Genomic DNA, 15,452 nt, shown 5'->3' with positions numbered 1-15,452 from the left:
AGACGTTGCTGACAAGCCTAAACCAATTCGAGACAAACCTGACGACGGCCGGCCGCGGCTGTTTCAGCATGCTGATAAAGGAGCTAGCTCATGAGTGATACCCCAGCGCAGCCGGTGGTCGGCGTCCGCGCAACGGACGACTTCGGCAACAAGGGAGTCATCGATCAATACTTCGGCATTTCCGCGCTAGGCAGCACGCAGCGCCGCGAAATCGTCGCGGGTGTCACGACCTTCCTGGCGATGGTCTATTCCGTGTTCGTCGTGCCCGGCATGCTCGGCAAGGCCGGGTTCGACACGAGCGCGGTGTTCGTCGCCGTCTGTCTTACCACGGCGTTCGGTTCGCTGTTGATGGGATTGTGGGCAAAACTGCCGATCGCGATCGGTTGCGCAATCTCGCTCACGGCATTTACCGCGTTCGGTCTCGTGCTCGGCAAGGGCATTTCACCGACGGTGGCGCTCGGCGCCGTCTTCTTGATGGGTCTGGTGTTCACCGCCATTTCCGTTACCGGTGTGCGTTCGTGGATCCTGCGCAATTTGCCTACGGGCGTTGCGCACGGCACCGGGATCGGCATCGGCCTGTTTCTTCTGCTGATTGCGTCGAACGACGTCGGCCTCGTCATCAAGAATCCGGGCGGTGGTTTGCCGCTCGCGCTCGGCCATATCTCCGCCTTTCCGGTGATCATGTCGGTGATCGGTCTGGCTGCGATTTTCGGGCTGGAAAAGCGTCGTGTGCCGGGCGGAATCCTGCTCGTCGTCGTGGCGATTTCGGCGATCGGCCTCGTGCTCGATCCGAGCGTGAAGTTCCAAGGTATCTTTGCACTGCCTTCGCTGAGTGCGCCGGGACACACGTCGTTGATCGGCGCGATGGACATCAAAGGGGCGCTGTCGGTTTCCGTGCTGCCCAGCGTGTTCGCCCTCGTGATGACGGCCGTGTTCGATGCGACCGGCACGATTCGCGCCGTGGCGGGGCAGGCGGGCCAACTCGATGAGACGGGCCGCATCATCAACGGCGGCCGCGCTTTGACCGCCGATTCGCTGAGCTCGATCTTCTCCGGTTTCCTCGGCGGCGCGCCGGCGGCGGCTTACATCGAATCGAGCGTCGGCGTGGCCGCAGGCGCGAAGACGGGGCTTGCCGCGGCGGTGGTCGGCGTGCTGTTCCTGATCGTGATGTTCTTCTCGCCGCTCGCGGGTCTCGTGCCGTCGTATGCGACCGCACCGGCGCTGATGTACGTGGGCTTGCTGATGCTGTCCAACGTGAGCAAGTTGCACATGGACGACATGGTCGACTCGATGTCCGGCCTCGTGACTGCCGTGTTCATCGTACTGACGGCCAACATCGTCACGGGCATCATGCTCGGTTTCACGACGCTCGTGATCGGCCGTGTGGTGAGCGGCGAGTTCCGCAAGCTCAATGTCGGCGTGGTGGCGATTGCCGTGGTGCTGGCCGCCTTCTACCTCGGCGGCTGGGCCATCTAAGGATTATTCCGGCTCGACGCCGCCGCGTTTGATGCGGCGTCGAGCCGAGAGAACGTTGTCTCCTCCGCCATCTTTGTCGTTGGTGGATTCAAGCCTGGGAACCCCGTGTTTCCGGGCTTTTTTTATGGGTGTCAGCGTTACTTGTAAACGAGAATAAACGCGGCCCTGCGAGCGTATCGGTTAGAGCATCCACTGAGCAAAGCGTAGCAGTTTCGTCAGCAGCGGGCCGTGAGTGTATTGACGCACTCACGGCCCGCGCTTCGTTTACGTCGCTCATCCCCCCGCACACCCCTCGAATTGAAACGAATTTCCCTCTTTCGTCCCAGAACGGTTCGCCTTGCCCAAATTCGCTTGAACTGCCGATTTCGGATCAGTAAATAGAAACGACCGACCGATTCGTGCATGGCACGCGGTACAACAAACGCCCCGGAGGAGACGACCAAGGGGCCCCCAATCCGGTCGCGCGAGCGCGCGGCGCGGGCATCCACTGGAGGAGCCGTTTCATGACATCTGATCCACGTATCGATTCCCGCATGATTCGCCGCGTCGCACTGGCTAGTGTGATCGGCGCGACGGTCGAATGGTACGACTTCTTTCTCTATGGCGTAGTCGCCGGCATCATCTTCAACAAGCTCTATTTTCCCTCCGGCGATCCGCTCGTTTCCACGCTGCTCGCCTATACGACATTCGCGGTCGGATTCGTCACACGGCCCATCGGTGGCGTGCTGTTCGGGCACTTCGGCGATCGCGTCGGACGCAAGTCGGCGCTTATCCTCACACTTTTCATCATGGGCATCTCGACCGCGGGCGTCGCGCTGGTGCCGACGTATGCGCAGATCGGTGTCTGGGCGCCGATTCTGCTGCTCTCGTTGCGCGTGCTGCAGGGCATCGGGCTCGGCGGCGAGTGGGGCGGCGCCGTGCTGATGGCCTATGAGTTCGCACCGCCGCATCGGCGCGGGCTTTATGCGAGCTTGCCGCAGATCGGTTTGTCGATCGGGCTGTGCCTCGCTTCCGGGATGGTCGCGGCCGTCTCGCATCTGCTGTCGGAACAAGCATTTTTCGCTTGGGGGTGGCGCATTGCCTTCGGTGCGTCGCTCGCGCTCGTCATGATCGGCCTGTACATCCGCCTCAAGGTCATGGAAACCCCTGAGTTCACGGCACTCAAGCGCAAGCGCCGCGAAGCGCGGCTGCCGTTCGTCGAGATGATGGCGAACTATCGGCGCGAGTTGCTGATCGGTATGGGCGCGCGTTACATCGACGGCGTGTTCTTCAACATATTCGCCGTGTTTTCGATCGGATATCTGACGCAGCACATCAAGATGGATCGCACCGACGCGTTGCTGGGCGTGATGATCGCGGCGCTCGTCATGTGCTTCTTCATTCCGCTGTTCGGTAGTCTCTCCGATCGCATCGGTCGTGCACGCGTGTACATGTGGGGCTCGCTGATCTGCGGCGCATCGGCCTATCCGGCGTTCTGGCTCATCGAGAGCCAGCCCGGCAACACGTTGCTGATTTGGCTGGCGATCGTGATCCCGTTCGGCATCTTCTACGCAATGGTGTATGGGCCCGAGGCCGCGCTCTTTGCCGAGTTGTTCGACGCCAACGTGCGCTATACGGGCATCTCGTTCGTCTATCAGTTCTCGGGCATCTTCGCGAGCGGTTTGACGCCGATCATCGCTACGGCACTGTGGAAATTCAGCGGCGGCAAGTGGTGGACCGTGTGCGCATACGTGTTGTTTTCGGCGCTCGTGTCGGCCTACTCGGCGCGTGCGATCGAACGAGGGCGAAGCGACCGTTTGCCGTCCGGCGACAAACCCGTCGTGAGTGCGTAGTAACGGATGACAAGGCACGCGTTGCGTGCCGCGCGCAATCGATGCCCGGGGCTAGGGATGAATCCCATCCGGTACGCGCGGTGCGGTCACGTGCGGAACGTTTTCGCGGTTTCGTCGGCGGCGTATCGCAGATCGGGCTCGAAGGCGAGCAAATCGTCGAGCGTCAAGCGCCCGACAGGTGCTTGCACGGCGATCGCCGCGCAAGCGCGATTGCGGTCGAGCATCACCGGCACTGCTATTGCGATCAGGCCCTGCAGATGCTCCTGGTCGTTGATCGCGAGCCGGCGCCGGCGCGTTGCCGCGAGCTCTTTGCGCAAGGCCTCGCGATCGGTGATCGTTCGCTCCGAATAGGCTCGCAGCGGCAGCGTCTCGATCATGCGTTCGCGCCTATCCTTCGGCAGGAAACTGATCAGCAGTTTGCCGCTTGCCGAGCAGTGCAGCGGCACATGCGAGCCCGGTTGCAAATGCATCCGCAGCGGCCATTCGGTCTCGACGCGGTCCACGTAGACGACGTCGTTGCCGGACAGCATGGTCAGGTTGCACGTCTCGCCGATTTTCGCGACGAGCTGCTCGAGCAACACGTGGCGCGCGGCGGCAGGGCCCGCATGCATGAGTACGTTGACGGCCAGCATGCGCACGCGCGGCGAGCATTCGTAGCGCTTGTCGCCGGCGCCGCGCGTGACGAGCCACGCATCCGTCAATTGCACGAGGATGCGATGCACGGTCTGCTTGGGTAGGCCGAGCGTGTTTACGAGTTCCATCATGGACAGCGGGCAGCCTGCTTCCGCCAAGGTTTCCAGCACGCGAAACGCCCGTACTGCCGCCGCGTTCGATTGATTCGACGTCGACATCGTGTCTCCTATCCATGGCGGTCGCACCGCTGTCGGATTCATTGTGCATCTCATTGCACGGTTTTCGGGACTCGGGGAAGTCCCGAAATTCACGGTTTCCGTTACCCGCATCGGTGCAATCGACGAATTGTCGGGAAACGGGACTCGCAGCGAATGGCGCCTGAATACATTGGTTGTATTGCCAATGCTTTCGATCGGGAGTGCAGCATATGAATGTCAGGGCTACAGCAGCCGAAGCCGTCGGTGCGCCGGAACAAGAGGAGGCGAAGCAGCGGGTCGCCGCGCTCGTTGCCCGCGCACGCGACGCGCAGCGAGCATTCGAGCTCGCCGGTCAGGAGGTGCTCGATACGGCTGCCTGCGCAGCGGCATGGGCCATCATGGAGCCCGGCCGCAATCGCCGGCTTGCCGAGCTGGCGGTGCGCGATACGGGGCTCGGCAACGCCGACGACAAGTTCCGCAAGAACTTCCGTAAGACACTTGGGCTGTTGCGCGATCTGCACGGCCGGAAGACCTGCGGTGTGATCGCGCGCGATCCGGCACAAGGCATCGTGGAGATCGCGCGCGCCGTGGGTGTGGTGGCTGCGGTTACGCCATCCACCAACCCGGCAGCCACGCCCGCCAACAAGATCGTCAACGCGCTCAAATGCGGCAATGCGGTGATCGTCGCGCCCTCGCCGAAGGGACATTCATCGTGTGCGTTGCTGGTCGAGTTCATCCACGAGCAGTTCGATAAGGCCGCGCTCGATACCGCGCTCGTGCAGGTGCTGCCCGAGCCGGTGAGCAAGGCCGCGACCGCCGCGCTGATGCGCGAGGCCGATCTCGTCGTGGCGACGGGCTCGCAGGCGAACGTGCGGATGGCTTACGCGAGCGGTACGCCGGCCTTCGGCGTTGGCGCGGGCAACGTCGCGTCGATCATCGAGCGATCGGCCGATCTGAGCGATGCGGCGCACAAGATCGCACTGTCGAAGACCTTCGACAATGCGACGAGTTGTTCATCGGAAAACAGCGTCGTGATCGAGGACGCCGTGTACGACGCCATGCTCGGCGAGTTACAGCGCAGCGGCGGTGTATTGCTCGATGCCACGCAGAAGGCGCAACTGCAGGCCGCGATGTGGCAAGACGGCAAGCTCGCCGAACGCTGCACCGCAAAATCGGCGGCGCGAATCGCGCAAACGGCCGGTCTTGACGAAGTGGCCGCGCGCGAGCCGACATTCTTGATGGTCGAGGAAAACGGCTTCGGCGCCGATCATCCATTCTCGGGCGAAAAGCTCTCGCCGGTGCTTGCGGTTTATCGCGCGCGCGATTTCGCCGATGCCGCGCGCACCGTGCGCGAGATCTACGCATATATGGGCGCGGGCCATTCGGTCGGCCTGCATACGGGGGACACGAATCTCGCGCTCGAGTTGGGCGAGCGGCTGCCGGTTGCACGCGTGATCGTCAATCAGGCGCACTGCCTCGCGACGGGCGGCAACTTCGATAACGGCTTGCCCTTCTCGCTATCGATGGGCTGCGGTACCTGGGGGCGCAACAACTTCTCGGGCAACCTCGATTTTCGTTATTACCTCAACGTAACCCGCGTCGCGTATCCGATCGCGGAGCAGGTGCCGGAACTCGATGCGCTGCTCGGTGATTACTTCAGGAGAATCGGCCGATGAGCACGCTCATGACACTGCGTGCGTTGATCGACGCGCGCGCCGCGCACTATCCAGAGAAACCTTTTTTGCTGGCTGCTTCCGCGGACGACGATGCCGCAGTCGGCGCCGTCATGACCTTCGGCATGCTGCGCGAGCGCTGCCGCGTACTCGAGACGCGCTTTCGCCAAGCGGGCTTGCGGCCCGGCGATACCGTCTCCGTGTTCATGGGCAACGGGCCCCAAACAGCGACGCTGCTGCTCGGCGCGATGTACAGCGGGCTCGTTGCGCATCCGCTCAATCTGCTGTGCCAGCCGTCGCAATTGCGCTATATCGTCGAGCATTCGGATACGCGCATGATCTTCGCGTGCAACGAGACGATCGATGCGCTCACCGCCGTGTGCACCGAACTGCGCGAGCAGGGCGCGCAGCGAGAGATCACGCTCGTTCGTACGGCGTCCGATGCGGTGGAGTTGCCCGCGCTGCCGGTGCTCGATGTCGCGCTTGCCGAAGAAACACCCATGGCGGCGCATGCCGACACTTGCGAGGATGTTTTATCGGGCGACGATGCGGACGCGAACGCGAACGCTATCGCCCTGCTGATGTATACCTCGGGCACGACGGGTGCACCGAAGGGCGTACTGCTGAGCCATCGCAACCTGCTCGCGAATGCTCGCAACATCAGCGTCGAGCATCAGCTCGGCACACAAGACCGCGTGCTCGCGTCGCTCCCGCTTTATCACATCAACGGCCTCGTCGTGACGCTGCTCGCGCCGCTTTATCACGCCGGGTCGGTGGGCATGGTGCCGCGCTTCTCGGCGCGCACGTTTTGGCATGACGTCGCACGCTTCGGTTGCACCTGGATCAACGTTGTGCCGACCATCGTCGCGTATTTGCTCAACGGCGAGGAATCGCGCGGCTTGGATCTCTCGGCGCTCAAGTTTTGCCGCAGTGCATCGGCTGCGTTACCGAGCGACCATCATCGCGCGTTCGAAGCACGGTTCGGCATCGGCATCATCGAGACGATGGGGATGACCGAGACCGCCGCGCCGATATTTAGTAATCCTTACGAACCGGCCAGGCGGCGCATCGGCAGCATCGGTCTGCCCTCGGGCGGCGAGGCCAAGGTGATCGATCGCGAAGGCGGCGAGTGCGCGCCGAACGAGCCCGGCGAAATCGTGCTGCGCGGCGAGCAGGTGATGCAGGGCTACTACAAACGTCCCGAGGAAACCGCGAAGGCCTTCACGGCCGACGGCTGGCTGCGTACGGGCGATCTCGGCTATCGCGACGATGAAGGCTACTTCTACATCAGCGGCCGCACGAAGGAATTGATCATCAAGGGCGGCGAAAACATTGCGCCGCGCGAGATCGACGAAGCGCTGCTGCGCCATCCGGGCGTGCTCGACGCCGCCGCGGTCGGTGTGCCCGATCCCGCCTACGGTCAGGAAATCGTGGCGTTCGTCGTGCCGCGCGAGACGCATTGGGTCGGACCGCCCGATCCCGACGAACTGCGCGCGCACTGCCTGCGCGAACTCGGCCGATACAAGACGCCGAAGGAAATCCGCTTCGTCGGTGAGCTGCCGCGCGGCCCGTCGGGCAAGGTGCAGCGTCTGAAGCTGGTGGCCCCGAAGCCCGATTGACGTGCACCTTCGCCGTCGCGTCGCGCGGCTCGCCGCGGACATCGCAGTCATCACAAAAGAGACAGTAGGAGACAACAGCATGAAACAGCGTGCGCAGCGCGTGAAGACGCGCCACATCATTTTGGCGGTCATGTGCCTCATGTATTTCATCTCTTACATCGACCGCGTGAATATCGCGGTGGCCGGACCGCTGATCCGCCACGAGATGGGGCTCTCGACCGTGCAACTCGGTCTCGTGTTTTCGGCGTTCGCCTATCCGTATGCGGCGATGCAGATCATCGGCGGTTGGCTATCGGACAAATACGGCCCGAAGCTCGTGCTGACGGTGCTCTCGCTGATTTGGGGCGCGGCCACGCTCGCGACGGGCTTCGCCGGCAGCGTCATGATTCTAGTGATGTTGCGCTTCGCGCTGGGTATCGGCGAGGGCGGCGCGTTCCCTACCGCCACGCGTGCGTTTACCTATTGGATGCCGGTGCGCGAGCGCGGCTTCGCGCAGGGCATCACGCACAGCTTCGCGCGCCTGGGCGGCGCGGTGACACCACCGCTCGTGCTCGCGGTCGTACTCGCGGGCGGCTGGCGCGATGCGTTCATCGCGCTCGGCATCGTGAGCTTGGCGTGGACGATGCTCTATCTGTGCGTATTCACGAACTCGCCGGAGCAGAATCATCGCGTCACACCGGAGGAAACCGCCGAGATCGGCTATTGCGTCGGCGACTGCGAACGTGCGAAACGCTCGGCGACACCATGGCGCAAGCTGATCCACCGCATGTGGCTCGTCACCTTCGTCGACTTTTGCTACGGCTGGCTGCTGTGGGTTTACCTGACGTGGTTGCCGTCTTATCTGAAGGAGTCGCGCGGCTTCGATCTCAAGCAGCTTGCACTTTTCACCGCGTTGCCGCTACTTGCCGGCGTGGTGGGCGATACGCTCGGCGGCGTGGTGTCGGATCGGATCTTCAAAGTCACGGGGCGGCTGCGCTTTGCACGCTGTGCGGTGCTCGTGGTTGGCATGGGCGGCTCGCTCGCGTTCCTGCTGCCGATGATCTCGGTGGGGAATCCGTTGACGGCGGTGTGGTTGCTGACCGGTTCGTTCTTCTTCCTGGAAATCACGAACCCGGTCCTGTGGACGTTGCCGCTCGATATCGCCGGCAAGTATGCGGGCACGGCGGGCGGGATGATGAACACGGGATTCGGCATTGCCGGAATGGTCTCGCCCGTTGCGTTCGGCTATCTGATCCAACATACCGGCAGCTATAACGTGCCGTTTGCGGTTTCGGCGGGCTTGCTCGCGTGCGGTATCGTCGCGGCGCTGTTCATCAATACCAGTCGCACGGTCGAGGCCGACGAAGAGCGCGAGCGGCGCGAGGGCAGTGCGCAAGGCGGTGCGTTCGCCTTTCTCGATGCGGTGCCGGCTGTGCGGATCGAGCGGCATACGCTGCGCCGGCCGCTTCGGTGGTGGCGTTGAGTCGTGGCGGTATTGCGTGTGCGGCGTCGAGCGCGTGCGGTGCGCTACGCCGCGTCGTGCATCGAATCAAAGGCCGGCTTCCGCGTGTTCATGCCGGGCGACGGTCGGCTCGGTCCGGTCTTCGAGAATCATGTCCGCGGCCTTCTCGGCGATCATGATGACGGGGGCGTTCGTATTGCCCGATACGAGTTCCGGCATGATCGACGCATCGACCACGCGCAGCCGTGCGATACCGTGCACGCGCAACCGGTCGTCCACGACCGCGAGCGGATCGTGGCCCATCTTGCAGGTGCCCGCCGGGTGATAGATGGACTGGCTGAATTGGCGTGCCGCATCGAGCAGTTCGGCGTCGGTTCGATAGTGCGCGCCGGGCACGAATTCCGACACGATGTGCGGCGCGAGCGAGGGGGCGGCGGCGATACGTCGAGCCACCTTGATCCCGCCGATCACGACCGGATGATCGCGTTCGTCGGACAAATAGTTGGCGTGGATCTGCGGATACTGCAGCGGATCGGGCGATTGGATCTCGATGCAGCCGCGGCTGAACGGCCGCAGTTGGCAGACGGACGCGGTAAATGCGGAGAACGGATGAGCGCCTTGTCCGGGCTTGTCGGCGCTGAGCGGTTGCATATGGAATTGGATGTCGGGGCGATCGACGTTGGGGCCGGAACGCGTGAAGATCGCGACCTGGCTCGCGGCCAGCGTCAGCGGTCCCGTCCGCCAAAGTGCGTATTGCATGCCGATCCACGCTTTGCGAAGCGGATGGTTGACCTCGTCGTTGAGCGTGCGCTCGCGCGTGCGGAAGACGAGTCGAACCTGCAAGTGATCCTGCAGGTTGCGGCCGACGCCGGGCAGATCGTGGCGCACCGGCACGCCGGCGCTTTGCAGCAGTGTCGCGGGGCCGATGCCGGAATGCTGAAGGATTTGCGGCGAGCCGATCGCACCGGACGCGAGGATGACCTCGGCGCGCGCGCGTGCTGTCTTGCGCTCTCCGTCCTGCAGATATTCGACGCCGACGGCCGCATTGCCTTCGAACAGCACGCGACACGCTTGTGCGCGCGTTTCGACGCGCAAGTTGCCGCGCGATCGTGCCGGTTTCAGAAAGCCCTTCGCGGTGCTCCAGCGAAAGCCCTTGTGCGCGGTCTGCTGGAAGTAGCCGACGCCTTCTTGATTCGCCCCGTTGTAGTCGGGGTTGAGCGGAATGCCGATATCCTGCGCCGCCGCGATGAAGTGATCGGCGATCGGCCGGCGCAACCGCAAGTCGGAGACTTTCAGGGGGCCGCCCACGCCGTGGTAAGCATCGGCGCCGCGCTCCTGATCTTCGGATTTCATGAAGTAGGGCAGCACATCCGCATAGCGCCAGCCGCGGTTGCCGAGTTCGGCCCATCGATCGTAGTCTTCGCGCTGCCCGCGTACGTAGAGCAAGCCGTTCAGCGAGCTGGAGCCGCCCAGCACTTTGCCGCGCGGCCAATCGATCCGGCGGCCGGCGACGTTCTCGTCCGGCTCCGTGCGATAGCACCAGTCGAACTCGGGATCGTGCATGGTCTTGAAATAGCCCACGGGAACGTGGATCCAGGGGTTGGTGTCGGCGCCGCCGGCTTCGAGCAGCAGGACCGTATTGCGCGGATCGGCGCTCAAGCGATTGGCCAGCACGCATCCGGCCGATCCCGCGCCGACGATCAGATAATCGACTTCCAGTTCCATGAACAGCGTCTCCTGACGACTGATGCGAAACATCGCACCGTCGCGTTGCAAGCGTTTCGCTTCAATGTCGCGGATGGCGAAAGCGTTCGCAAGCCAATCCCCGTTCGCGCAATGAAACTGAAACGGAAATCATCGATTCAGGATCAAAACGTGGCTGTACCAGTAAAAATCCGAACACTGGTCCTATCTGAGGGTAAAAATAGAACGATACAATTTGTACCGTTATTTGGATGTTGATGCGATGAACGAATCGCGAGGAGAAGAAGGTCGTGACGACGGATTTCATGCAGGATGCGCCGGATCGCATGGTGTCCGTGCGCGAGCACTTCGGCATCGACTCGAGCCTGACGGTGCCGGCGTTCAGCGAGCGTGACGATCACGTCCCGGATGTCGATCCCGCCTACCGCTTCAACGCGGAAGTGACGCTTGCGATCCTTGCCGGCTTCACCCGTAATCGACGCGTGATGGTTCAGGGCCTGCACGGCACCGGCAAGTCGACGCACGTCGAACAGGTGGCCGCGCGGCTGAACTGGCCCTGCGTGCGCGTGAACCTCGACGGTCACATCAGCCGGCTCGAACTCGTCGGCAAGGACGCGATCGTCGTGCGCGACGAGCGCCAGATCACCGAGTTTCAGGAAGGCATCGTGCCGTGGGCACTGCAGCGCCCCGTCGCGCTGATCTTCGACGAATACGATGCGGGGCGGCCCGATGTGATGTTCGTGATTCAACGCATTCTGGAGCGAGACGGCAGCTTCACGCTGCTCGATCAGAACCGCGTGATTCGCCCGCATCGGTTTTTCAGGCTGTTCGCGACGACGAACACGATTGGCCTCGGCAATCTGAACGGCCTCTATCACGGCACGCAGATGCTCAATCATGCGCAGATGGATCGCTGGAACGTGGTGGCGACGCTCAATTATCTGCCGCGCGAGGAGGAAATGGGCATTGTGCTCGCGCGCGTGCCCGAGATGGCCGACGATGCGGGGCGCGCGCTCGTTGAGTCGATGATTGCCATGGCCGCGCTGACGCGCAAGGGTTTCGCCGCCGGCGATCTTTCCACGCTGATGTCGCCGCGCACCGTGATCAACTGGGCGGAGAATTGTCAGATCTTTCACGACCCTGCGCTTGCGTTCCGGCTGACGTTCCTGAACAAATGCGACGAGGCCGAGCGGCCGATCGTCGCCGAGTATTATCAGCGCTGCTTCGGTATCGAGCTTTGCGGATCGGCGCCTGGCAACGAATCCGGTAGCGAATCGGGCAGCGGTGAGCCGCTGCCGCGCCGATGACCGCGTCGCATGAAACGACGTGCGCGGCGCTGCGCCGCGAGGCGCTGTGCGCGGCGGCCGTGCGCGCGCTCACGGGCGACGCCGCGCTGCACTATCGTGGCGGGCGTCTGTGCAAGCAGTTCCGGCCGCTGCCGCTCCACGCCCCGCATCTGCGTAGCGATGCCTACGAGGACGATTTGGCTTCGTTGCGCGGCGCGGCCGACGGCGCAGCGCTGCGGCTTGTGCATTCCGACGCGGTGTTGCATCGGCGGTTGTCGCCGAAGCATCCTGTCGAGCGTCTCTTGTTCGAATTGTTCGAGCAGGTGCGCTGCGAGGCATTGGCGCCGCCCGGCATGCACGGGCTTGCACAGAATCTGCGCGACCGCTTCGAAACGTGGTCGCGAGCCTACTGCCGCACGGGGCTCGTCGACGCTCATCTCGGCATTCTCATCTACACGGTCGTGCAGATCGTATGGTCGCGCGTGACAGGTTGGCCCGTGCTTGCCGAAAGCGAGGATCTGATCGAGGCCACGCGCGCCGGCATCGTGCCGACGATCGGCGTGCATCTCGTGGGCCTGCGCAGGCATCGGCACGACCAGCGCGTCTACGCCCACGACGCGCGCAGGCTGGCGCGGCAAGTGGCGTCGATGCTCGACCACGAGCGTGCCGCGTTTGCCGCCGACGTCGCCGACAAAGCGCGTGACCCCGACGACGCTTTGACGTCGTTCTCGCTCTGGGTCGATTTCGATTTGGACTTCGACGAGTCGGACGAAGTGCGGTCGGCCGGCGCGATGACGAGCAACAGCGGCGAACCATGCATCGATACGCATCGGTATCGTGCGTACACGGCGCGGTTCGACCGTGAGGTCCGGGCCGGCACGCTCGTGCGCAAGCCATTGCTGCGCGAGTACCGCGAGCAACTCGACGAGCGCATTGCCGCGCGCGGCATTCATGTCGCGCGGATCGCGCGTGCGTTGCAGGCCGCGCTCGCCGTACCGCAGCGAGACGGCTGGTCGTTCGGCGAGGAGGATGGGCGCATCGACGGGCGACGTCTCGCGCAGATCATCAGCTCGCCCGCCGAGCGGCGCGTGTTCAGGCAAGAGCGGGTGCGACCGCGCGTCGATTGCGTGGTCGGTTTCTTAGCTGACTGCTCGGCGTCGGTGAAAGCGCATATCGAACCGATCGCGATGCTGATCGATACGCTCGCACGTGCAGGCGAACAGGCCGGGCTTGCAACCGAAGTGCTCGGCTTCACGACGGGCGCGTGGAATGGCGGCCGTGCGCGGCTCGAATGGCTTGCGCAGGGACGGCCGCCCTATCCGGGGCGCTTGAACGAGCTCTGCCACATGGTGTTCAAGGGGGCCGACGATAGCTGGCGCCGCGCACGTACCGACATCGCTGCACTCTTCAAGGCCGACCTGTTTCGAGAGGGCGTGGATGGCGAGGCGATCGAGTGGGCATGCGCGCGGCTCGGCGCGCATACGCTCGCGCGGCGCATCCTCGTCGTGATTTCGGACGGCAGCCCGATGGATGCGGCGACCGTGCAGGCCAACGATGCGGCTTATCTCGACAATCATCTGAAGGATGTGCTCGCGCGGCACGAAGCGCTGGGCGATGTGGAAGTGATCGGATTAGGCATCGGGCGAGATTTGAGCGCGTGTTACCGGCACTGCATGACGTTCGATCCGACGGCGCCGATCGACATGAAGCGGCTCGTCGAGCTTGCCCGATGGATCGGGGCGCGCCGTTAGCGGGCCACGCCCCGCGTCACACCTCACGCATCGCCCATCACGCAAGCAGCATCTTGACCGCGCAGACGATCAAATAGCTGCCGATCGCGACCAGCACGCCGAATGCGAGACGCCGCATCGCATGCGAGGAGAGCGGCGGCGGAAAATGGCGTGCCGCGACCGTCATCAGCATCACGACCGGTGCGGCGAGCGCGGCTTCAAGGCAAATCTGTGCGCCGAGCTGCCCCTCATAGACGTTGAACGACACACGTATGGCCGCCGTCACGGCGAAAAGCAGGATGAGCGCACAGCGTATCTCGATCAATGCGAGCGGCTGGCGATAGAACTGGAAGATGAGGGGTGGCCCCGAGACGCCGAACAGGCCGCTCAACAGCCCACCGAATACGCCGCTCACGAAGAAGCTGCGGTTGCCCGAACGCGCTTCTAGCGGCTTGGGGTGCAGCGCGGCGCTGAGCCCACCATAGAGCACGGCCAAGCCGAGCAACAATTGCAGCATGCTAGATGCCGATGCGCTCAGATAGTCGAGCAGAATCACGCCCGCGACGACGGCCGGCAGCACGCCGAGCGTCGCCGCGCCGACGGCGCGCCAGTCGATGTGATGGAGCTTGCCGGGCAGCGCGGTTGCGCTGTTGGCGAGCGTGACGAGGCTGAGCAGAGTGGCGGTGCCGGCGACAGGCGCGAGACCGAAGCCGCTCGCCGCGCCCATGACGATCATGCCGAGGCCGAAGCCGGTAACCGTTTGAAAATAACTGGCCGCGCCGATCAACGCGATCAGCAGGAGCAACTTCTCATGCGTCATGCAGCGTGGGGTTCCTTCGAATGATGCGCGGCGCGTTCGCGTGCCGCTTGCGCCTGAACCGCCGTCACCGCGATCACGTAATAGATGTCTTCGGCGCTGCAGCCGCGCGATAGGTCGTTGGCGGGATGGTTCAGCCCTTGCAGTAGCGGACCGATCGCCTTCGCGCCGCCGATGCGTTCCGCGAGCTTGTAGCCGATGTTGCCGGCGTCGAGGTTCGGGAAGACTAGCACGTTCGCGTGTCCGCCCACCTGCGAGTGCTCGATCTTGCGTTCGGCGATCTCGGCCACGATCGCCGCGTCGAGCTGGACGTCGCCGTCGATGGCAAGGCTTGGGCGCAGCGACTTCACCCGCTGCGTCGCCTCGATCACCTTGTCGACATGTGCGTGATGAGCACTGCCGCTCGTCGAGAACGACAGCATCGCGACGCGCGGCTCTTCCATCAACAGGTTGCGCGCGCTGTCGGCGGCCGCCATCGCGATCTCGGCAAGCTGCGCCGAATCGGGATCGACGACGAGCGCGCAATCGGAAAAGATGAGCCCGCCCTTGTATCGGTGAAACGGCTCGCACAGCATCATCAAGAAGAAGCTCGATACGAGCTTGAACGACGGCTCGATACCGATCAGTTGAATCGCCGTGCGCACAACGTCGGCTGTCGTGTGAACGGCGCCGCCCACCGATCCGTCCGCGTGGGCGCGCCGCACCATCAACGCGGCGAATACGAGCGGCTTGAGCACTTCGCTTTGCGCGAGCTCGCGCGTCATGCCTTTGCTGCCTCGCAGCGCGACGAGCTCGTCGGCAAAGGGCTCGCGCCACTCGGATACGGCCGGATCGATGAGTGCGACGTCGTCGAGCACGAGCGCCTCGCGCGCGGCGACATGGCGAATCGCATCGGGGTTGCCGACCAGCATGATGCGGGCGACGCCCTCGCGGCTGGCGCGCACGGCGGCGGCCAACACGCGCGGGTCCTCGCCCTCGCAGAGCACGATGCGCATCGGCGAGCCGCGCGCCGCTTCGATGATACGGTTCAGGGCTTTCATGGAA

Annotated in this window: 11 protein-coding genes; 7 read left to right on the top strand and 4 right to left on the bottom strand. The window is 63.9% G+C overall.

Annotated elements, in window-relative coordinates; translation table 11 throughout:
• Window positions 1–90 precede the first annotated feature (90 nt).
• Both J3485_RS11140 and J3485_RS11135 read left to right on the top strand, forming a co-directional pair.
• Window positions 91–1,476 (top strand): NCS2 family permease, encoded by a 1,386-nt coding sequence (locus tag J3485_RS11140; RefSeq protein ID WP_206952519.1) that lies wholly within the window; start codon window positions 91–93, stop codon window positions 1,474–1,476.
• Window positions 1,477–1,979: 503 nt separating this feature from the next.
• Window positions 1,980–3,308, top strand: a complete 1,329-nt coding sequence (locus J3485_RS11135; RefSeq protein WP_206952518.1) for an MFS transporter — start codon at window positions 1,980–1,982, stop codon at window positions 3,306–3,308.
• A gap of 86 nt (window positions 3,309–3,394) precedes the next feature.
• Here J3485_RS11135 and J3485_RS11130 read toward each other — a convergent pair whose 3' ends face one another.
• On the bottom strand, window positions 3,395–4,159 hold the full coding sequence (locus J3485_RS11130) for an IclR family transcriptional regulator (protein ID WP_206952517.1): 765 nt from the start codon (window positions 4,157–4,159) through the stop codon (window positions 3,395–3,397).
• Window positions 4,160–4,368: 209 nt separating this feature from the next.
• On the opposite strand from J3485_RS11130, the gene sauS reads away from it, so the two are divergent.
• From sauS to J3485_RS11115, 3 genes are all read left to right on the top strand, one after another.
• A complete protein-coding gene (sauS, locus tag J3485_RS11125; protein WP_206952516.1) occupies window positions 4,369–5,814 on the top strand; it encodes an acylating sulfoacetaldehyde dehydrogenase in 1,446 nt (481 codons plus the stop codon).
• Window positions 5,811–7,430 (top strand): AMP-binding protein, encoded by a 1,620-nt coding sequence (locus J3485_RS11120; protein WP_206952515.1) that lies wholly within the window; start codon window positions 5,811–5,813, stop codon window positions 7,428–7,430. Before sauS ends, J3485_RS11120 begins: the two co-directional genes overlap by 4 nt.
• 79 nt (window positions 7,431–7,509) lie before the next feature.
• Window positions 7,510–8,892, top strand: coding sequence for an MFS transporter (locus J3485_RS11115; RefSeq protein ID WP_206952514.1), 1,383 nt, complete (start codon window positions 7,510–7,512; stop codon window positions 8,890–8,892).
• A 66-nt stretch (window positions 8,893–8,958) separates the two neighbouring features.
• Here the strand turns inward: J3485_RS11115 and J3485_RS11110 are convergent, their stop codons facing one another.
• On the bottom strand, window positions 8,959–10,596 hold the full coding sequence (locus J3485_RS11110) for a GMC family oxidoreductase (RefSeq protein ID WP_206955762.1): 1,638 nt from the start codon (window positions 10,594–10,596) through the stop codon (window positions 8,959–8,961).
• Between the two features lie 284 nt (window positions 10,597–10,880).
• Here J3485_RS11110 and J3485_RS11105 point away from each other — a divergent pair, with 284 nt between their 5' ends.
• On the top strand, window positions 10,881–11,882 hold the full coding sequence (locus tag J3485_RS11105; RefSeq protein WP_206955761.1) for an AAA family ATPase: 1,002 nt from the start codon (window positions 10,881–10,883) through the stop codon (window positions 11,880–11,882).
• Window positions 11,879–13,612, top strand: coding sequence for a cobaltochelatase CobT-related protein (locus tag J3485_RS11100; protein ID WP_206952513.1), 1,734 nt, complete (start codon window positions 11,879–11,881; stop codon window positions 13,610–13,612). The genes J3485_RS11105 and J3485_RS11100 overlap by 4 nt, the downstream gene beginning before the upstream one ends.
• A gap of 37 nt (window positions 13,613–13,649) precedes the next feature.
• Here J3485_RS11100 and J3485_RS11095 read toward each other — a convergent pair whose 3' ends face one another.
• Both J3485_RS11095 and pta read right to left on the bottom strand, forming a co-directional pair.
• The gene (locus tag J3485_RS11095; RefSeq protein WP_206952512.1) at window positions 13,650–14,411 is read right to left on the bottom strand and encodes a sulfite exporter TauE/SafE family protein; all 762 of its coding nucleotides are present in this window, start codon (window positions 14,409–14,411) and stop codon (window positions 13,650–13,652) included.
• Window positions 14,408–15,448: a phosphate acetyltransferase gene (gene pta / locus J3485_RS11090; RefSeq protein ID WP_206952511.1), complete on the bottom strand. Its 1,041-nt coding sequence runs from the start codon at window positions 15,446–15,448 to the stop codon at window positions 14,408–14,410. Before pta ends, J3485_RS11095 begins: the two co-directional genes overlap by 4 nt.
• Window positions 15,449–15,452 lie beyond the last annotated feature (4 nt).

The sequence above is a fragment of the Trinickia acidisoli genome, from assembly GCF_017315725.1.
Taxonomy (GTDB): Bacteria; Pseudomonadota; Gammaproteobacteria; order Burkholderiales; family Burkholderiaceae; genus Trinickia; species Trinickia acidisoli.
The sequence above is the reverse complement of the archived record's forward strand: the minus strand, read 5'-3'. Positions and strand labels throughout refer to the sequence as shown.